At 65.4% G+C, this 19,868-nt stretch carries 14 protein-coding genes and 1 pseudogene; 5 read left to right on the top strand and 10 right to left on the bottom strand.

What is annotated here, in order from left to right:
* Positions 1-8: 8 nt before the first annotated feature.
* The 10 genes from ACSION_RS09290 to ACSION_RS09245 form a co-directional block, all read right to left on the bottom strand.
* Entirely contained in the window at positions 9-830 is an 822-nt protein-coding gene (locus tag ACSION_RS09290; RefSeq protein WP_093485546.1) for a carbohydrate ABC transporter permease, read from the bottom strand.
* Positions 827-1,711 (bottom strand): carbohydrate ABC transporter permease, encoded by an 885-nt coding sequence (locus tag ACSION_RS09285; RefSeq protein ID WP_435305742.1) that lies wholly within the window; start codon positions 1,709-1,711, stop codon positions 827-829. The genes ACSION_RS09290 and ACSION_RS09285 overlap by 4 nt, the downstream gene beginning before the upstream one ends.
* Positions 1,708-2,991 carry a sugar ABC transporter substrate-binding protein gene (locus tag ACSION_RS09280; protein ID WP_435305741.1) on the bottom strand — a complete coding sequence of 428 codons (1,284 nt, stop codon included), beginning with the start codon at positions 2,989-2,991 and terminating at the stop codon, positions 1,708-1,710. Before ACSION_RS09280 ends, ACSION_RS09285 begins: the two co-directional genes overlap by 4 nt.
* Before the next feature lie 81 nt (positions 2,992-3,072).
* Positions 3,073-4,710 (bottom strand): glucoamylase family protein, encoded by a 1,638-nt coding sequence (locus tag ACSION_RS09275; RefSeq protein ID WP_435306689.1) that lies wholly within the window; start codon positions 4,708-4,710, stop codon positions 3,073-3,075.
* Positions 4,711-5,092: 382 nt separating this feature from the next.
* Entirely contained in the window at positions 5,093-6,613 is a 1,521-nt protein-coding gene (locus tag ACSION_RS09270) for a tryptophan halogenase family protein (protein WP_435305740.1), read from the bottom strand.
* A gap of 66 nt (positions 6,614-6,679) precedes the next feature.
* Positions 6,680-9,727 (bottom strand): TonB-dependent receptor, encoded by a 3,048-nt coding sequence (locus ACSION_RS09265; RefSeq protein ID WP_435305739.1) that lies wholly within the window; start codon positions 9,725-9,727, stop codon positions 6,680-6,682.
* 102 nt (positions 9,728-9,829) lie between these two features.
* Positions 9,830-10,858: a LacI family DNA-binding transcriptional regulator gene (locus tag ACSION_RS09260; RefSeq protein WP_435305738.1), complete on the bottom strand. Its 1,029-nt coding sequence runs from the start codon at positions 10,856-10,858 to the stop codon at positions 9,830-9,832.
* A gap of 185 nt (positions 10,859-11,043) precedes the next feature.
* Positions 11,044-13,308 (bottom strand): glycoside hydrolase family 3 N-terminal domain-containing protein, encoded by a 2,265-nt coding sequence (locus tag ACSION_RS09255; protein ID WP_435305737.1) that lies wholly within the window; start codon positions 13,306-13,308, stop codon positions 11,044-11,046.
* An 87-nt stretch (positions 13,309-13,395) separates the two neighbouring features.
* Entirely contained in the window at positions 13,396-13,665 is a 270-nt protein-coding gene (locus ACSION_RS09250) for a BolA family protein (RefSeq protein WP_435305736.1), read from the bottom strand.
* Positions 13,662-13,961, bottom strand: a complete 300-nt coding sequence (locus ACSION_RS09245; protein WP_093485528.1) for a YciI family protein — start codon at positions 13,959-13,961, stop codon at positions 13,662-13,664. The genes ACSION_RS09250 and ACSION_RS09245 overlap by 4 nt, the downstream gene beginning before the upstream one ends.
* 381 nt (positions 13,962-14,342) lie before the next feature.
* Between ACSION_RS09245 and ACSION_RS09240 the strand changes: the two genes are divergently transcribed.
* From ACSION_RS09240 to ACSION_RS09220, 5 genes and pseudogenes are all read left to right on the top strand, one after another.
* Positions 14,343-15,248 carry a segregation and condensation protein A gene (locus tag ACSION_RS09240; protein ID WP_435305735.1) on the top strand — a complete coding sequence of 302 codons (906 nt, stop codon included), beginning with the start codon at positions 14,343-14,345 and terminating at the stop codon, positions 15,246-15,248.
* Positions 15,249-15,291: 43 nt separating this feature from the next.
* A pseudogene (gene scpB, locus ACSION_RS09235) lies at positions 15,292-16,083 on the top strand (SMC-Scp complex subunit ScpB); the annotation flags it as partial.
* Between the two features lie 8 nt (positions 16,084-16,091).
* Positions 16,092-17,735, top strand: coding sequence for a pseudouridine synthase (locus tag ACSION_RS09230; RefSeq protein ID WP_435305734.1), 1,644 nt, complete (start codon positions 16,092-16,094; stop codon positions 17,733-17,735).
* Between the two features lie 149 nt (positions 17,736-17,884).
* Positions 17,885-19,009, top strand: coding sequence for an NAD(P)/FAD-dependent oxidoreductase (locus ACSION_RS09225; RefSeq protein ID WP_435305733.1), 1,125 nt, complete (start codon positions 17,885-17,887; stop codon positions 19,007-19,009).
* Positions 19,010-19,078: 69 nt separating this feature from the next.
* Positions 19,079-19,858, top strand: coding sequence for a ferredoxin--NADP reductase (locus ACSION_RS09220; RefSeq protein ID WP_435305732.1), 780 nt, complete (start codon positions 19,079-19,081; stop codon positions 19,856-19,858).
* Positions 19,859-19,868 lie beyond the last annotated feature (10 nt).

Raw genomic sequence — 19,868 nt, 5'->3', positions numbered from 1 at the left:
CGACGGGCTCAGCCCTTCACGCTGCCCAGCAGCAAGCCCTGGATGTAGTAGCGCTGCAGCACGAGGAACAGCAGCAGCACCGGCAGGATGGTGACGACCGAACCGGCCATCATCAGTTCGTAGTCCATCACGTGTTCGCGCGACAACGCCGCCAGCGCCACGGGAAGGGTCTGCAGCGCATCGTCGCTCAGCACGATCAACGGCCACATGAAATCGTTCCAGGCGCCGAGGAAGCTGAAGATCGCCAGCGTCACCAGGATCGGCTTCAGGCCCGGCAACACGATCTGGAAGAAGATGCGGGCCTCACTGGCGCCGTCGATGCGCGCGGCCTCGAGCAGTTCGTCGGGGATCGAGCGCGCGTACTGGCGCACCAGGAAGATGCCGAAGATCGCCGCCATGCCGGGCACGATGGCGCCGGCATAGGTGTTCACCAGGCCCATCTGCTTCAGCAAGAGGAACAACGGCATCATCGCGACCTGCGCGGGGATGACGAGCGCGGCAAGCAGCGCGCGGAAGGTGCTGTCGCGGCCCTTGAAGCGCAACTTGGCGAACGCGTAGCCCGCCATCGTGTTGAACAGCAGCGACAGCAGCATCACGCTGGTCGAGACGATGAAGCTGTTGATCAGATAGCGACCCATGCCGGCGCGCACGAACAGGTCGCGGTAGTTGTCCAGCGTGGGAGCGGCCGGCAGCAGTGGCGGCGGGAAGTGTCCCGCCTCGCCGGTCTGCATGAAGGACACCGACAGCATCCACAGCAGCGGCCCCAGGCTGAGGACGGCCAGCGCCACCAGCAGGCCGTTGACGACGATCGAAGCGAGGCGCTGGTTCATTCCACGCCCCGCTTGCGGGCGAACCACAGCAGGCCGCTGGTGACGGCCGTCATCAGGATGAAGAGCAGGAACGCCACCGCCGATGCATTGCCCAGGTTCCACCACTTGAAGCCTTCTTCGTACATCAGGTAGAGCACGCTCTTGGTGCTCTCCAGCGGGCCGCCCTGGGTCATCACGTAGGGCTCGGCGAACAACTGGAAATACCCGGCCATGGTCAGGATGCCGACCAGCAGCAGCACCGGCCCCAGCTGAGGCAGGGTCACGTGGCGGAACTGCGCCCAGCGCGAGGCGCCGTCGATGCGCGCGGCTTCGTAGAGATCCTCGGGGATGCTCTGCAGGCCGGCGAGGAAGATGATCATGTTGTAGCCGAAGTTCTTCCACACGGCGAACAGAATGATGGTCGGCATGGCCCAGGTCGGGTCGCCCAGCCAGTCCACCGGATCGATGCCCACCCAGGACAGTCCCCAGTTCACCAGGCCGTACTTGGTGTGGAAGAGATAACGCCAGATCACCGCGACCGCGACGACCGTGGTGACCACCGGCGCGAAGAACGCGGTGCGGAAGAAACCCTTGAAACGCCCGAGCTTGGAATGCAGCAGCAGCGCCGCACCCAGCGAGACCGCGACCGACAGCGGAACGCCGACGACGACGAAGTAGACCGTGTTGCCCAGCGATTTCCAGAACAACGGGTTCTGCAGCAGGCCGACATAGTTGTCCACACCGACGAAGCGCAGGTTGCCGATGTCGGCCAGCGCATAGATGTCGAAGTCGGTCAGGCTCAGCACGAACGCGGCCAGCACCGGGAGGCCGAAGAACACGACGATGACGGTCAATGCCGGCGCGGCGAACAGCCAACCTGCGAGCGCATGGGTCGACCTCATGGCGCGGCCCCTGCCTTGTCGGCGTGGTCCAACATCCAGCGCCGCTTCTCGAGGATGCGGTCGGCGCGACGATCCAGCTCCTCGACGGCCTGATCCACCGTCAGGCGCCCGTTGGCCACTTGCTCGCCGACCAGCCGCATTTCCGTGGCGATGCGCTCCCACTCGGGCACCTTGGGCGTCGACACGGCGCGTTCCAGCTGCTCGCGATAGGCCTTGGCGTACGGATCATCGGCCAGCGCCGGGGTCAGCCACGGGGAGCGGCGCGGCGGCAGATCGCCCGTCAGCGCATGGAATTCGGTCTGCACCTGTGGCGACGACAGCCAGGCGATGAGTTTCCAGGCCGCGGCCTTGTTCGGCGAGTTCTTGAACACCACGAAGCTGGTGCCGTTGGCGAGCGAGGCGCCAGGGCCGTTGGGGCCGGGCAATGGCATGGTCATCCAGTCATCCTGCTGGGCGGCGGGCAGGCGCTCCTTGAACTTGGCGATGTTCCAGGGACCGGAGATGTAGAACGAATAGAAGCCCTTGCCGAATTCGTCCCACACGTTCGAGATCTGGTTGTTGGTCACCACCGGCGCCCACTGCTGGTCGAACATCTCCTTGTAGAAGCCGAGCGACTGGCGGAAACCTTCGCTGCGGAAATTGCCGTACCGGCCACCGTCGCGCAGCAGCGGCTCGGGCTGCTGGATGGCCAGGCTCAGCAGCGGTTCGAACTCGTTGAGCGGCAGCAGGATGGAGTAGTTGCCCTCGCCCGCCACCTGCTTGACCTTCCGCAACGCGATGCGCCACTCGGCCCAGCTGGTGGGCAGCGTCGTCACGCCGGCTTTCGCCAGTACATCGCGACGGTAGAACGGCAGGCGCGTCTCGACATACCACGGCACCGCGTACGCGCGCCCGTCGATCACGCCGGTGTCCCAGACGCCGGGGAAGAAATCCGCCTGGTCGAAGCCCGGCGTGGCGGCGATCTGGTCATCCAGCGGATCCAGCGCACCGAGCGCAGCGAACTCCGGGATCCAAGTGTTGCCGATCGGGCACACGTCGGGCAGCGAATCGCCCGCGAACGCGGTCAGCAGTTTTTCGTGCGCCGACAGCCACGGCACGATCTGCAGATCGACATGGATGTCGGGATGCTGGCGTTCGAATTCGGGCAGCAGTTTCGCCACTACCTCGCCTTCGTAACCCATCACCCAGAAGCGCACCGTGGTGCGCGTATCTTCCGTGCGTGCGCAGCCTGCCAACGCTAGGACAAGGCCGACGATCGCGAGCAGGGAACAGCAGCGCATCAAGGTCCGCCTTCCAACGAAGGCGGCCCTGATGCGTGCTGGAGAGAACGACGCTGGCACGCGCTCGACCATGCGTGCAGCTTACTCCGGCTGTTGCGGACGCGCCGCCTCGGGCTGTGCGGCCTGGTTCGCGCGCGATTCCGCGGTGCCCAACGCACGTGCGGCGGCGGCATCGAGATCCGGCGGCGCGGTGGGCGCCGTCGGCGCGGTCTGCGCTGCCTGCTCGGTCTTCGCATCCAGCCAACCGCCTTCGAAGCCGGCCTTCTTCAAGCCTTCGCGGATGTACGGGTTCTTCTTCATCACGTTCCAGACGAACTCGCTGCGGTAGTTCGTGATCATCGCGAGGATCGGGCCCTGGTCGATGCCGATGTAGTCGCTGGCCACCCAGCCCTTGCCCGGCACGATGCGGCCGGTCTTCAACGGGATGTCGTAGTCGAAACTCGGGTTGAACGAGTCGAGAAAACCGTAGCTCGAGTAGAGATAGTCACCGTAGCGGCGGTGCATCTCCTCGGTGGCCGGGATCACGATCTCAGGCGCGAAAGGCAGCGAGGCGATCGCCGCGGTGGGCGCGATGGTGCCGTCGTCGAAGTTCTCGCGGAAGCCGGCGCCACGCGCAGAGTAGTGGCGGAACTGGCGCTGTTCGCCGCGATACTCCTGCAAGGTCTGCTGCGGGCCATCCGAGGCGGTCAGGCCCCAGACGTTCTCGCCGTAGTCCTTCCACTTCATCGGGTTCTCGGTGGCGTAGGCACGCTGGGCGTAGGTCGCGCGACGGCTGTTCTCGAAGTAGTCCATGCCGCGTTCGCGCATGTAGGCATCCTGGATGCCGCGGAAGTCGATCCAGACGTGGCTGTACTGGTGACCGAAGTGCGGCGCGAAGGTCAGGTATTCCTGCCCCTGGAACACGCCCCACAGCTCGCCATAGCTGCGCGTCCAGACTTCCCATGCGTCCTGGCCCACCGGATGCGTCGGCGACGCCATCGCCAGCACGTAGACCATCATGGCTTCGTTGTAGCCCTTCCAGTCGTGCGGGATGGTGCCGCTTTCGGGGAACCAGCCCATCGAGATCAGCGGCTTGTTGTTCTGCAGGAACGTCCAGTCCACGCGCTTGTAGATCGTATCGGCGATCTCGCGGATCTCTTTCTCGCGCGCGTCGTCGCGGTCGTAATACGACTGCGCGAATAGCACGCCCATCATCAGCAACGACGTGTCCACGCTGGAGAGTTCGACCCAGCTGTTGAAGCGCTGGCCGGTGTCCATGTCGAGGAAGTGGTAATAGAACCCCTTGTAGCCACCCCGCCCTTCCTTCTGCGCGCCCTGCGGCACGTCGCGCAGGAACTTCAGCGTGGTCAGCGTGCGGTCCACGGCCTGGGTGCGGCTGACCCAGCCGTTCTCGATGCCGATCGGATACGCCGTCAACGCATAACCCACCGAGGCGATGCTGGCGAAGGGCCGCGACGGATAGCGGTCGGGCGTCAGTCCATTCACTTCGTTGGTCGTATCCCAGAAGAACTGGAACGTACGACGCTCGATGTCGCGGAACAGCGGCGGCAGTTCCGGCTTGGCCGGCGGCTCGGGCTTGGCGGCCACGGCCGGCGCCGCCGGCTTGGCCTCGGGCTTGGGCGCGGGCTCCGGGGTTTTCTGGCAAGCGGCGATCGTCACGGTGAGGAGGAACGCCGTGATGGTGCGCGTCAACGGAAAGCGGGCTTCGTTCGTGGTCATCATGCTGAGCTGTAAACGTTTACATACGAGAGCGGAACACTGCACGCCGGATCGGCGACAGGTTTCGCCGGCGGTTCAAAGGAAAAGGGGAATTCCGGTGCCTGGGAGGCAAGGGGCGGATAAGGCACGAGCTTCCGTCGCTGGATGGACCGGCGACCGTCGTTCCTGCGCTGTTGCACTCACGCGCAACACGCGTCGGGTAAGCCACTCGTGCGTCACGTCCGCCCTCCACGGATGACATCTCACCAAGGAAATGTAACCGTTTTCATCGGCCATGGCAAAAACGGCCAAGCCCGATCTCTTCCGCCCGCAAGTCATTGTTTCTGTGAAATAAAATAAATGGCGAGATGCTGCACCGCAGCGTCAAAAACGCCACTCAGGTTCAGCTCACTGCAGGCGCACGGCAGTGCCGCTCGATGAAGGCCTGGTGTTTGGGCATCGCCTGCACGCAGCGGTCGATCGTCTGCCGGACATTCGCCACGAAGGCCTCGACCTCCGCTTCCGACAACCGATCCACCAGGGGTGAGTACGCGCTCGGCACGATGCGCTGGCCCAGCATCACCTGGATCCAGCTCTGCAGCGCGAAGAACTCCTCTCCGTCCCGGTAGAAACGTCCACTGTTGCGAAACAGATCAATGTTGGCTTGCAGCGTGTCGGGAATCGGCATCTCGCGGCACTCGCGCCAGAACGGCTCGTCGCGTTCCACGGCCTTGTAGTGCAGGATCAGGAAGTCGCGGATGTGGTCGTATTCGAAATGCGTGCGTTCGTTGTAGCGCGCCACCAGGCCCGGATCGATGCCCTGACGCGGGAACATGTCCAGCAACCGGAGAATCGCGGTCTGGATCAGCAACAGACTGGTCGACTCCAGGGGCTCCATGAAACCACTGGCCAATCCGACCGCCACCACGTTGCGGTTCCAGAACTGTTTGCGCTTGCCGGTAACGAAACGCAGAGGCCGCGGCTCTGCCTGAGCTTCGCCATCCAGATTCGAGAGCAGCGTGCTTGCAGCTTCGTCGTCACTGAGGAAGCGGCTGCAGTAGACGAGGCCGTTGCCGGTGCGATGCTGCAGCGGAATGCGCCACTGCCATCCCGCGGTGCGCGCCGTCGATCGGGTATACGGCGTCGGATCGCCCACGCGCGCGCACGGCACGGCGACCGCGCGATCGCACGGCAACCAATGGCTCCAATCTTCGTAACCGGTCTTGAGCGCCTGCTCGATCAGCAAGCCACGGAAGCCGGAGCAGTCGATGAACAGGTCGCCTTCGATCCGACGGCCATCGGCCATGACGACGGCCGAGACGAAACCGTCTTCGGGACGAAGTTCCACGTCGACGACCTTGCCTTCGATCCGCTCGACACCCTGCCCTTCCGCGAATCCTCGCAGGTAACGTGCATAGAGCGTTGCATCGAAGTGGTAGGCATACGCGACCGATGCCAGCGGCGAGGTCGGCGGGACATCGTTTGCACCGGGCAGGAACCTGTCCTCGCGCGACGCCACCGTCTGCAACTGATAGGACCCGATGTCGCCGACGTCTTTGCCGGCGAGCAACAAACGCAACCAGTAGTGATGGAATGCGGCCGGCCCAGGGTCATGCCCCACCGTACCGAACCCATGCATGTAACGGTCGCCGATGCGTGCCCAGTCGCGGAACTCGATGCCGAGCTTGAACGTGCCTTGGGTGGCGCGGACAAATTCCGCTTCGTCCAGCCCCAGCGCTTGCGCATTGAACGTGCGGATGTGGGGCACCGTGGCCTCACCGACACCGATGATGCCGATCTCGTCGGACTCCACCAGCCGGACCTTGCAGGTCCGGTCCAGATGCCTGACCAGCGCCGAAGCGGCCATCCAGCCGGCCGAACCGCCACCCACCACCACGACTTCGCGAATCGGATTCCGGTCCATCTCCCCTCCCCATATGACGGGACCCGCTTGCGCGGGTCCCGAACATTGCCGATGACGTCGTCCCCGTTACCAGGTCAGACGCGCACTGACGAACAGCGTGCGAGGCGGCGTGTAGCTGGTGACGCCGAGCCCGGAGCTGATCACGCTTGTTTCCGGATCGTAAACACCACCGGAACCGAAGGTCGTGCGGTAACTGCTGTAGTTCGCTGCGTTGGTCACGTTGATCATGTCCGCGCGGACTTCGAACGCCATGTCCTCGGCAATGTCGAAACGCTTGGACAGCGACAAGTCAAGCTGCTTGGTGCCGAGTGTGCCGGGAGCGTCGACAGACACGATCAACGGCGGCACGGCCGTCGTCGAACCGTACTCCCACCAGCCCGCGACGAGATTACCCGGCGGCGGTGTGGCCAGCGTGACCTTCGCGGAGGCGGTGATGCCCCACGGCAGATCATAAATGCCGGTCATCACCAAACGATGGCGCGAAACCGCCTTCAGATCGATGAAGGGATATTCCTCAATGGTGGCTGCGTCGAAAGAATAGTGCTCGTCGCCACCGCGATTGCCCCTGGCGCGCGAGAACGTGTACGCGGCGGTGAAACCCCAGCCAGACTCTTCGGTATACGGCTTCTCAGCGGACAGGAGCAGTTGCGTTGTCTTGGTCTCGATGCCGTTGTCCCCCAGGATCAGCGAACCGAAGCCCGGCGGCGAGTGTTCCCACGGCTGCGCGATATCGTTGGCGTTCCAGGACGGCGCGTCATAGAAGTTGCCATTCGGGTAGCGGTTGCCCAGGGTGAAGACAAACCCTTCCTTGCTGTGGACGTATGCCACGGTCGCCGACGTATTCCATTCGCCGATGGTGCCGCGGATACCCAACGAGTACTGGTCGGAGTACGGCGTGACCAGATCGTTGTTCATCAAGTCGATCTCGCCATTGCGGTTGCGGACGTCGACCAGCGAATAGAGCTCATCCATGCCATTGAGGTAGCGCGGATCCCAGTTCACGCAGGTGGCGGAGACGGGAGCGCAACCCGAGCTCTCTACGAAGTTGATCCGGTAGGTCGAAAGCGCCGATTTGACCTGCTCCAGACCCATGTAGTCGTACAGGTTGCGGTCGTAGCTGCGGCCCGCACCGCCGAACAGCACCCAGCGTTCGTCGCCGGTCAGGTCGTACGAGAAGCCCAGGCGCGGCGCCCAATTATTCTTGTCGGCCTTGCGGTTGTTGCCGGTGCTGATGTAGTCCTCGATATTGACGCCACCGGCGCGCAACTGATCGGCGTATACGCCGCCCGAGTTGCTGCCCGTTCCGGGACCGTACAACGCGTCGACCACTTCCTGCGGGGTCTGGAAGTCCAGGTAGGACGGGATTTCTTCGTAATCCCAACGCAGGCCGAGGTTCAGTTGCAAGCGGTCGGTGACATCCCAGTCGTCCTGGATGTAGATACCGTACTGCTTAGACTTGGTCGTGACGATTGGTGAGGCCCCTTCGAACGGAGCGTTGAAGTTCACTTGGTAAGGGATCGTGTTCGTGCCGATCGGCAGGTACGCGCTCGGCGTCTCCGAGCCGTCGTTGACGGCGTAACGGAAAGTCGGATTGATGGCGGAGTTCTCGCTCTGCGTCAATTCGACCGACTTGTACTTCACGCCCATCTTGACGACATGGTCGCCCATCCACTCGAACGAGTTGAACGTCAGGTCGTTCTGGAACGCGGGACCCTTCTGTCCTTTGCGCTGGATCGACAGCGCGCTGGTGGAGTCGCTGGTAATCAGAACCTCGTTCTCGCGCAGTCCGCGCGTAAAGACGGACTGGTTGCCAATAATGTAAGCAGCGGGATTGAACAGCGCATCCTCATACGTCACGCGCGCTTCGTTTAGGTACGACTCGCCGTAGTGCATCCAGCGCAGGTCGTATCGCTTCTCGGTATTGAAATTAACCTTCGCAGCGCTGTCCGTTGTGGTACCACCATTACCGCTGACAGCCTCCTCATCGCGATACTTGGCGGAAAGCTCGAGGCGGTCGTTATCACCGACATCCCAACTGATCTTCGCGAAGTAGAGATCCTCTGCGAATGGCGACGTCGTCGGCCCGTACTGGGCACGGATTCGATCTGGCAGGAAATCCTGATAACTAGCGCGGTTGGCAGGCACCGCCACCGGATCGACGTTCAACACGAAGTCCTTGGCTTCGTAGCTGAAGAAGAAATGCATCTTGTCCTGGATGATGGGGCCACCCAGCGCGAAGCCGTACTCGTTCTGCTTGGTCTTGTCCTTATCGGTACCAGCCGCTTCTTCACCGACGGTCCGCTGGCGCATCGAGGTGTTGGTGTAACGCGTGAACACCTCACCCTTGAACTCATTGGTACCCGACTTGGTCTGGGCGATGACGGCGGCTGAGCCTACCTGATCGAACTCCGCCTTGTAGTTGGAGGTCACGACCTTGTACTCGCCGATCGCCAGTTGTGGGAACGGATTGCCCGCACTCTGGTCTTGGCCCGACACGCCACCGGTCAGCACATAGTTCTTCTGGCCAACGCCATCGATGTAGACGTTGATCGCGCTGGTCTTCTGGGCACCGCCGCGCAGTTGGGACTGGCCATTGCCCTGCGAAGTGGTGAACTGCATGCCCGGCACGGTGTCGGCGAACTCGAGGAAGTTGCGCGTCAGCTGCGGGACGGTGTTGATCTGCTTGAGCGACACGTTGGTGCCTACCTCGGAAGTCTTCACTTCCTGCAGCGGCGGTGCGGTGACGCGCACGGTATCCAGCGTGGTCGCATCGCCTGCCGGGGCGGCCGGCGCTGCGCCTGCGAGATCCAGATTGACCGACGTCGCGACCTGCAGGGTCACCGTACGTTCTGTGCCGCCCGAGGTCACCTTGTAAGTACCCGGCGCCAAGCCGACCAGCGCATAGCTGCCATCGGCGGTCGCCGTGACCTGACGCTTGGTGCCGGTGGCGGTGTTGACGGCGGTGACCTGCGCACCGGCTTCGGCCTTGCCGCGCAGCGTGGCGTTCGACGACTGGGCGATGGCATGGCCACTTGCGATGACCAGCACACTGGCCAACGCACACGTCAGCAGCTTGCGCTTGGGTTGGAATGTGGAACGGTTGCGATGCTTCATTGGCTCTCTCCCTCCAAAAAGTTGTTTCATTGCTGGCCGGCTTGATGGCCGCCTGTAATCGGTTACAAGCCCGCCTAAAAAAAAGCGGGTGCCTCTTTCTCGCTACTTCTTCGCTTGGGGCACCGCTCCGATGCTCGATTCCCGCACGATCAGTTCGGGAACCAGCGTCGCCGACGGCGCCACGCGCTCGCCATCGGAATCGATCGTGTCCAGCAACCGGCTCATCGCCTGTCCACCCAACTCGGCAATACTGACCCGCATCGTGGTCAAGGTCGGGTGAACAAAGCGCGCCAGCGGAATGTCGTCGAAGCCCGCGAGCGCAACATCGTGCGGTACGCGTATGCCGGCTTCGTTGAAGGCGTAGAGACAACCAAGCGCCGTCATGTCGTTCGCCGCAAACACCGCCTGCGGCCGCTCCTTCATCTGGGCGATGCGCTTGCCGGCTTCGTAGCCGGCGGACTCGCTGAAATCGCCCTTGAACTCGTGCGGCGAAGCACCGGGAACGACGCGCGCTAATGCATCGCGATAGCCACGCAGGCGCTCGCGTGCGTCGAAGTTGCCTTCCGGTCCGCCAATGAAGGCGATGCGCTGGTGGCCGGCCTGGGCCAGATGTTCGACCATCGCCACAGCCGCGCTGTAGTTATCGATCGTCAATGCGGGATATGCCGCTTCGTGCACGTCGGTATTGATGAGTACGACAGGCAGCGCCGACGGCAGGTTGTCCACCAGGAAGCCGGGCTGGTCCGTATAGGGCGACAGCACCAGCAGACCGTCCACGCGGCCGCGCATGGCGCGCAAGGCCTCGCCCTGCTCTTCAGGGTGGCCGTGGTAGCTGGACACCAACAGATGTTGGCGACGAGCGCGGGCCACCTGGTCGATGCCGCGAATCAATTCCGAGAAGAATTCGCCGTAGAGATCGGGCAGCACCACGCCGATGGTCTGCGTACGGCGGCTGCTGAGGCTGCGGGCGGCGGCATGGGGCTGGTAACGCAGGCGGTCGGCGGTGGCCAGAACCTGCTGGCGCACGGCTTCGGCGACGTTCTCGTGACCGTTCAAGGCACGCGAAACGGTAGCCACGGATACCCGTGCCTCACGTGCGACATCCTTGATGGTGACCGAGGTTCGCGCCATTCCCCGCCCCTCCGCGGTGATGACTGCTACAAGTGGCGCGGACTGTAACCGTTTTCACGGAAACGTGTAAAGCCCGCGTTATTCGATGCCAAAAAGACCAGAAATTCAGACACTTGCGCGAGTCTTCAGGTACTCGCAGATATTTTGCGATGCAGCATATTCACGCATGCTGCATCGCCTCACATTTACTTGGCCGCCACGTCGAACTTCGCTTCGCGTGTCGCCTCCGAGCTGCCGCCGACGAAGACGGTAAACGTGCCCGGCTCCACGACGCGCTGCATGCGGTCGTCGAGCATCGATAGATCATCGAAACCGAGCGCGAAGGTGACGACCTTCGATTCGCCCGGCTTCAACGCGACACGCTGGAAGCCACGGAGCTGCTTCACCGGACGGGTGACGCTGGCGACGTCGTCACGCACGTACAACTGCACGACCTCCTCGCCTGCCCGCTTGCCGGTGTTGGTGACGCGTACGCTGACCTGCTGCTGCAGCGCCGACGGCGCCAGCGTCTTCTTCGACACGACCGGCGCGTCGTAGCGGAACGTCGTGTAACTGAGGCCGTGGCCGAAGGCATAGAGCGGCGTCCACGGCACGTCGAGGTACTTGCTGGTGTACTTCTCTTCCTCGCGCGGCGGGCGGCCAGTGTTCTTGTGCGCGTAATAGATCGGCACCTGGCCGACGTTGTGCGGGAACGTCACCGGCAACTTGGCCGAAGGATTCACGTCGCCGAACAGCACGTCCGCGATGGCGGGACCCCCTTCCACGCCGGGGAACCAGGCTTCGAGGATCGCGGGCACCTTGCCTTTCAAGCCGCCGATCGACAGCGGCCGACCATTGAGCAGTACCAGGGCGACCGGTTTGCCGGTGGCGGCGACGGCAAGCGCCAGCTGTTCCTGCACGCCCGGCAGGTCGAGCGTGGTGCGGTTGTTGGCCTCCGCACTCATGTCCGGGTGTTCGCCGAGGAACATCACCACGGCGTCGGCCTGTTTCGCCGCGGCAACGGCCTCGGCGAATCCGCGGGTGTCCTGGCTGTCGATATCGGCGCCCTTGGCCACGACGATCCGCGTCTTGTCGCCAAGCGCGGACTTCAGGCCTTCCAGCGGCGTGATCGCATCTTCCTCGCGCCCCGCGACCGCCCAGTTGCCCAGCATCGCGCGACGATGGTCCGCCAGTGGCCCGATCACGGCCAGCGTGCGCACGGACTTGGATAGCGGCAACACGTTGCCTTCGTTCTCCAGCAGCACCATCGACTTCTGCGCCATCCGACGCGCGGCGGCGCGATGCTCCGGCGTGAGTGTCATTGCGCGTTCGCGCGCGCCATCGGCCGTGCAGGAACGATAGGGGTCGTCGAAAAGGCCAAGCCGGTACTTGGCATTGAGCACGCGACGCACCGAGGCATCCACTTCCGCCATCGGCACGCGGCCTGCCTTGACGGCAGCTGGCAGGTCCTTGACGTAGATCTGGCTGACCATGTCGACATCGACGCCGGCGCGCAGGCCTAGCGTGCCGGCTTGTTCCGGATTGGCGGCCACGCCATGCGGCATGAGTTCCATCACGCCGGTGTAGTCGCTGACAAGCAATCCGTCCCAGCCCCACTCCTTGCGCAGCAGGTCCTGGATCAACGGCCGGTGTGCGTGCATCGGCACGCCCGCGATCTCGTTGAACGAGGCCATGATCGACTGCGCGCCCGCATCGACGGCCGCCTTGAACGGCGGCAGATAGACCTCGTGCAGCGTGCGCTCGGAGATGTCGGCCACGTTGTAGTCGCGCCCGGCTTCGGCTGCGCCGTACGCGACGAAATGCTTGGCCGTGGCCAGCACCGCATCCGGCTTGCGCAGGTCGTCGCCCTGGAAGCCGCGCACACGTGCCGCGGCGAGCACCGAACCCAGATAAGGATCTTCGCCCGCGCCTTCCACGATGCGGCCCCAGCGCGGGTCCCGCGCGATATCGACCATCGGCGCGTAGGTCCAATGGATGCCGTGCGCGGCCGCCTCGATCGCGGCGACGCGTGCGGCGTGCTGGACCTCATCCGGATCGAAGCTGGACGACTCGCCCAGCGGTACCGGGAAGACGGTCCGGTGGCCGTGGATCACGTCATAGCCGAACAGCAGCGGGATCCCCAGTCGCGATTCTTCGACGGCGATCTTCTGCAACCGGCAGGTCAATGCCGCGCCCTGGGTGCCCAGGTAGGAGCCGATCTCGCCCCGGCGGATCTGGTCCTCGTTGCCGGCCATCGCGGCCGGGCCGGTGTTGTTGCCCACGCCCGGAGGCTGGTTCAGCTGGCCGAGCTTCTCCTCCACCGTCATCTTTGCCAGCAGGGCGTCGACGAAGGCGGTTTCGGCCGGGGTGGCGTAGACCGGCGGCTTGGCCGCGACGGGAGCGGCCAGCAGGGCAGCCAACAGGCCCACCCGCAAGGGATGGGGTGCGAGGGGATGGTGGTTACGGGTCATGGCGCCCTCCCGGCGATACGAAAGGGGGCGAATGTAAACGTTTTCACAACGCACTGCATGCCGCAGTGCCGGAAAACGAGACGGGGTTCAGCCCACTTCGTCCGGCGTCCGCGCCTCGATGGCCAGTGCATGGATGTCGGTCTGCATCATCTCGCCCAGGGCGGCGTAGACCGCACGGTGGCGGGCCAGCGGCGCCTTGCCGGCAAACGCCGGACTGACGACCCTCACGGTGAAATGGCCGCGCCCGTCGCGGGCACCCTCGTGCCCGGCATGCTTGTGGCTGTCGTCCACCACCTCCAGCGCGGTCGGCTGCAGGGCGGCCTGCAACGCCGCGCGGATCCGGTCGATCCGGCTCACGGCAGGACCTTGCGGAACGGGCGCACGTCCACCCGGGCGTAGACGCCCGCGTCCACATAGGGGTCGGCATCGGCCCAGGCGCGCGCGTCCTCGAGCGAGTCGAATTCGGCGATCACGATGCTGCCGCTGAAACCGGCCGGGCCCGGGTCCTCGGCATCGATCGCCGGACAGGGGCCGGCCAGCAGCAGGCGACCCTCGTCGCGCAGGGCGGTCAGGCGGGCCAGGTGGGCCGGCCGGGCCTCCAGGCGCTTCGGCAGGACGTCGGCCGCGTCATGGCCTTCAATGGCATACCACATGGTGTTCACTCCGGAGTCGAAGCCTGAATTGTACGTGCCGCTCCGCCGCACGGCGCTGGACACGGTCCCGGCCAGCGCTTACCCTGTCTTCCATTGCACGGCCGGAAGCAGCGGCCCGTCCAGGGGAGGCACCGGCCACCACGGTCCGCCCACCCCTCCACGGGGACACCGGGATGTTCGATTCGCTGCCCCCACCCGCCCGCGCCCGACGACCTCTCGCTGTCTGCCTCCGCGGCCCCCGCGGTGTGCATTGCTGGTTGCTGTAAGGGAAGCGTTCGCCCTGCGACGCATGATGTTGTTAGCGCATTGCCGGAACCGCGCCGCCCCTGCCGCGCGCCGCACGCATGCCGAGGCTGTGATTAGCACGATGGCTGTTTCTTGATGAGCCCAGAACTCGCGTCCGACGCGACTCAGACCAACCCGTCCACCCATCCGCAGCAGCAGGAAATGCCGCTGGCGGTCGTGCATGGGCAGCCGGTGCTGCAGATCCCGCAGGACCTGTACATCCCGCCGGATGCGCTGGAAGTCATCCTGGATGCCTTCGAGGGCCCGCTGGACCTGCTGCTGTACCTGATCCGCCGGCAGAACCTGGACATCCTGGATATCCCCGTCGCCGAGATCACCCGGCAGTACGTGGACTACATCAATGTCATGCAGGAGTTGCGCTTCGAACTGGCGGCCGAGTACCTGGTGATGGCCGCCATCCTGGCCGAGATCAAGTCGCGCATGCTGTTGCCGCGACCGGTTTCCGAGGAGGGCGACGAAGGCGATCCGCGCGCCGAGCTGGTGCGCCGCTTGCAGGAGTACGAGCGCTTCAAGCAGGCCGCCGAGGACCTGGACGCCCTGCCCCGCCAGGACCGCGACACTACCCCGGTGAGTGCCGACGTGCCGGACCGTGCCGCTGTGAAGCTGCCGCCGCCGGTGGAACTGAAGGAGATGCTGCTGGCGCTGCACGACGTGCTCAAGCGCGCCGAGCTCTTCAGCGGCCACGCCATCCGGCGCGAGGCGCTCAGCGTGCGCCAACGCATGGGCGACGTGCTGACGCGGCTGGAGGACGGCAAGTTCCACCGCTTCGAAAGCATGTTCACCGTCGAGGAAGGCAAGCTGGGCGTGCTGGTGACCTTCCTGGCCATGCTGGAACTGGCCAAGGAACAGTTGCTGGACATCGTGCAGGAAGGCCCGCTCGCGCCGATCTACATCAAGTCGCTGGCGTTGAACAACACCAACGAACCGCTGCAGTTCTCCAGCGAGTTCGACGATACCGACGCCGCCAACGACACCCCCTGACGCAGCCGCCCCGCGCCGCTGCCTGCACGAACGACAGGACCGCATGGATCAATCGCTCATCAACCGCATCGTGGAAGCCGCGCTGATGGCCGCCACCCAGCCGCTCACGCTGGCGCAGCTGCATGGCCTGTTCCCGGAAGAGGAACCGGCGCCGGAAGGCAGCGTCGAAGCTGCCTTGCAGTACCTGACCGAGGCTTGCGCCGACCGCGGCGTGGAGCTGGTCGAAGTGGCCTCCGGCTACCGCTACCAGGTCAAGGCCGACGTGCATGGCTGGGTCGCGCGCCTCTGGACCGAGCGCAAGACCAAGTACACGCGTGCCACGCTCGAAACCCTGGCCCTGATCGCCTACCGCCAGCCGATCACGCGCGGCGAGATCGAACAGGTCCGTGGTGTGGCCGTCAGCAGCAACATCATCCAGGCGCTGGAAGAGCGCGAATGGATCCGCGTGGTCGGTCACCGCGACGTGCCGGGCAGGCCCGCGCTGTTCGGCACCACCAAGGGCTTCCTGGATTATTTCGGGCTCAAGCGCCTGGACGAACTGCCCCCGCTGTCCGAACTCCGGGACATCGGCGAACTGGAACCGCAGTTGCCGCTCGACGGCGCCCCGCTGCCGGTCAGCATCGCCAGTGGCGATGCCCCGGTGGACGGCCATGACGATGACGCCGGCGACGATGAAGACGGGCACGGCCTCGACGCATCGAACGACGGCGACCACAACGAGAACGAAGACAACGCATCGGACGACACCGGCGAAGACGCCGGCAGCACCGATGATTCCCACCCCCAAGATGACGACGCCGCTGCTTCCGATGAGGAAGACCGGGCACCGTCGGAGCAAAAGCAATGAGCAACACCCCGAAGAAGACCACGCTGGGCAAGCTGTCCCTGAAGCGTGAAACCGCACCCGTCGAAGCTGCGCGCCTGGAAGAGCGCCTGCACAAGGTGCTGGCGCAGGCCGGCCTCGGCTCGCGTCGTGCGCTGGAACAGCGCATCGCCGACGGCCTGGTCAAGGTCAATGGCGAAACCGCGCAGACCGGCTTGTCGGTCAAGGCCGGCGACAAGATCGAACTGGACGGCAAGACCTTCGTCGCCAGCGCGCTGACCGAGCCGGCCCGCGTGCTGATCTACAACAAGCCCGAAGGCGAAGTCACCACCCGCGAAGATCCCGAAGGTCGCCCGACGATCTTCGAAGCGCTGCCGGCCCTGAAGGGCGCGCGCTGGATCGCGATCGGCCGCCTGGACATCAACACCACCGGCCTGCTGCTGCTGACCACCGACGGCGAACTCGCCAACGCGATGATGCACCCGTCGTACGAAGTCGAGCGCGAATACGTGGTGCGCGTGCGCGCGCCGGAAGGCCAGGAAAGCGTGCCGGACAACGTCGTCGACCGCCTGCGCCGCGGCGTGGCGCTGGACGACGGCCCGGCCAAGTTCGACGAGATCGAGCGCATCGGCGGCACCGATTCGCACGACTGGTTCCGCGTGGTCGTCAAGGAAGGCCGCAACCGTGAAGTGCGCCGCCTGTGGGAATCGCAGGGTTGCCAGGTCAGCCGCCTCAAGCGCGTGCGCTACGGCAAGGTGAGCCTGCCGCAGCCGCTGTTGCGCGGCCAGTCGCAGGAACTGGCGGACGCGCAGGTGGAATCGCTGCGCAAGGAACTGGGTCTTGAAGACGGCGCACCCGCCGCACTGACGCTGCAGCCGGTCATCGGCCAGCGCAAGGCCTCCAAGTCCACCGTGCATCTTGGTGGCGGCCGCAGCGGCAGCGCCTACGTCAACGGCCACAACACGGCCGACGAAGGCCGTGAGCTTCGCCGCTTCGACCACGTGCGCGAAGACCGCGGCCGTGGCCGAGGCAAGAAGCCCCACGGCGGCCTGACCGTCAGCGGCGAACAGGCCGCCAAGCAGTCGCAGAAGCCGTTCAAGCAGCGCGCGCCGAAGGGTCCGAAGCCGCTGCCGGATGGCAATCCCGCCGCCTTCCGCAGCTGGTACGTGCCGGACGGCGTGGACACCGGTCCTGCCGGTCATCGCAATGCCGGTCCCGGCGGCCCGAAGAAGCCCTACGGTGGCAAGCCCGGCGGGCGCCCCGGCGCGGGCGGCAAGCCCGGTGGTGCGGGCAAGCGCGGTCCCGGCGCAGGTGCCGGCGGCTTTGGTGGCAACCGCTTCGGCAACGACCAGGGCGGCGGCTTTGCGGGCGAGCGCGGCCCGCGTGGCGCGCAGGGTGCTGGCGCGGGCAAGCCGCAGCGTGCGGCGCGTCCCTACGGCCACCCCGGTAATGCCCCGAGCTTCCCGTCGGATCATGCGAACCCCGGGTTCAATCCTTACGGCCAGCAGCCCCGTGGTCCCCGGCCTCAGGGTCGTCCTGGTGGCGGCAACCGGCCGCAGCACGCAGGTCCGCGTCCCGGTGGTCGCCCCGCGGGTGGCCGCGGCCCCGGTGGACGGCCCGGCGGCGGTGGCCAGCGCGGACCGCGCGGTGGCGGTCACGGCTGAGTGAGCCGCTGATTGAAACGAAGGCGCCCCATGGGGCGCCTTTTTTCTTGGGTGTCTCCGACATCTCCGCTGGCTTCACTGTCGCTTCATGGCGACCCCGCAGAAGCGCCGCACCTTGGAGGCTCCCCAGGAACGGAGCATCCACGCGCATGCAAGAAACGGACTACGACGTGATCGTGGTGGGTGCCGGTTTCGCCGGCATCGCGTGCGCCCGGACCCTCGCGCAACACGGTGCGCGCGTCTGCGTGGTGGATCGCAAGCGCGATCTCGGCGAGCGCATCCACACCACCGGCATCCTGGTGGCCGAAGCCCTGCTTCACCCCTGCCTGGCTGGCCTGCCGGCTGCGCAGATCCGCGCCGTACCGCACGTCCGCCTCTACGCGCCGAACCTGCGCAGCGTGCGACTCGCGGCACCGGACTATCGTTTCTATACCACCGACACGCCTGCGTTGATGCGCTGGCTTGGCGATGGCCTGGTCGAACGCGGCATCACGCTGCGCCTGGGCACACCTTTCCGAGATGCGGAGCGCACCGGAGATCGTTGGAGGCTACCGGGCATCGGGCGCGCACGCTGGCTCGTGGGCGCCGATGGCGCGACATCGCGGGTGGCGATGCGCCTCGGCCTGGGTCGCGTGGACCAGTGGCTGTACGGCGTCGAGCACGAGTTCGATGGCGTGGCCCTGCGAGAACCGGATGCCTTGCACTGCTTCATCAGCAAGCACTACGCACCGGGCTACATCGGCTGGGTCGCACAGACACCGACGGGCGTGCAGGCCGGGTTGGCGCGTCGTCATACGCCAGGATCGCCTGTCGTGCCGGACATCGACGGCTTCCTTCGCCACACCGCCGTGATGACGGGCCTGTCCGCACCCGGACGCCCCGACAGCATCCGCGCGGGCCTGATCCCGTGCGGAGGCCCGGTCCACGCCTGGCAGCGGGATGGCGTGGTGCTCGTCGGCGATGCGGCCGGCATGGTGTCGCCCGTCACGGCCGGCGGCATCCATGCCGGCTTGCGCCACGGCAGCGCGGTGGGCGAAGCGCTGGCATGTCGCCTGCAGTGTCCCGATGCGGGCGACATTCCGGTGGTGACCCGCGCCGTGCCTGGCTTCCGCACGAAGCGGGCATTGCGCTGGGCCTTCGACCATGCCCAGTTCGATGGACCGTTCGACCTGGCCCTCAGGACACCCTTCATGCGCTTGGTCGCCGAACGGCTGTACTTCCACCGGCGCGGCCACGTAGTGCCGGCGCCGGATGTTTCGCCGTCGATGGATTGAGCACGATCAAGGCCGAAGCGCGGGCGTCGGCTACAATGGGCCGTTGATTCAATAGCCAAGATCCCCCTCATGTCCTCCGCGTTCGGCACCGAAACGGTGCTCGATGTCCGTCACTGGACGGACGCCTACTTCAGCTTCACCACCACCCGCGACGACGGTTTCCGCTTCGAGAACGGCCAGTTCGTGATGATCGGCCTGGAAGTCGATGGCAAGCCGCTGCTGCGCGCCTATTCGATCGCCAGCGCCAACTGGGAAGAACAGCTGGAGTTCTTCAGCATCAAGGTGGCCAACGGTCCGCTGACCTCGCGCTTGCAGCACATCAAGCCCGGCGACTCCGTGCTGATCGGCCGCAAGCCCACCGGCACCCTGCTGATCAGCGACCTGCATCCGGGCCGCAACCTGTACCTGCTCGGCACCGGCACCGGCCTGGCGCCGTGGCTGTCGGTGATCAAGGACCCGGAAACCTACGAGCGCTTCGACAAGGTCATCCTGACCCATGGCGTGCGCAGCGTGGAAGACCTGGCGTACCGGAACTATTTCGAGAAGGAACTGCCGCAGCACGAGTTCCTCGGCGAGACCATCCGCGAGAAGCTGCTGTACTACCCCGCGGTCACGCGCGAGGACTTCCCGAACCGTGGACGCCTGACCGACCTGATGGCCAGCGGCGAAATGATGCAGGCGCTGGGCATCGAGGCGCTGGACTCCGAGCACGACCGCGCCATGATCTGCGGCAGCCCGCAGATGCTGGCCGATTTCCGCGCGCTGCTGGATGGCCGCGGCTTCACCGCTGCGCCGCGTATCGGCACCGCAGGTCAGTACGTGTTCGAGCGCGCCTTCGTCGAGAAGTAAGTCCCCGGCC

It is taken from the genome of Pseudoxanthomonas sp. LjRoot125, assembly GCF_964252705.1.
GTDB lineage: Bacteria > Pseudomonadota > Gammaproteobacteria > Xanthomonadales > Xanthomonadaceae > Pseudoxanthomonas_A.
The sequence above is the reverse complement of the archived record's forward strand: the minus strand, read 5'-3'. Positions and strand labels throughout refer to the sequence as shown.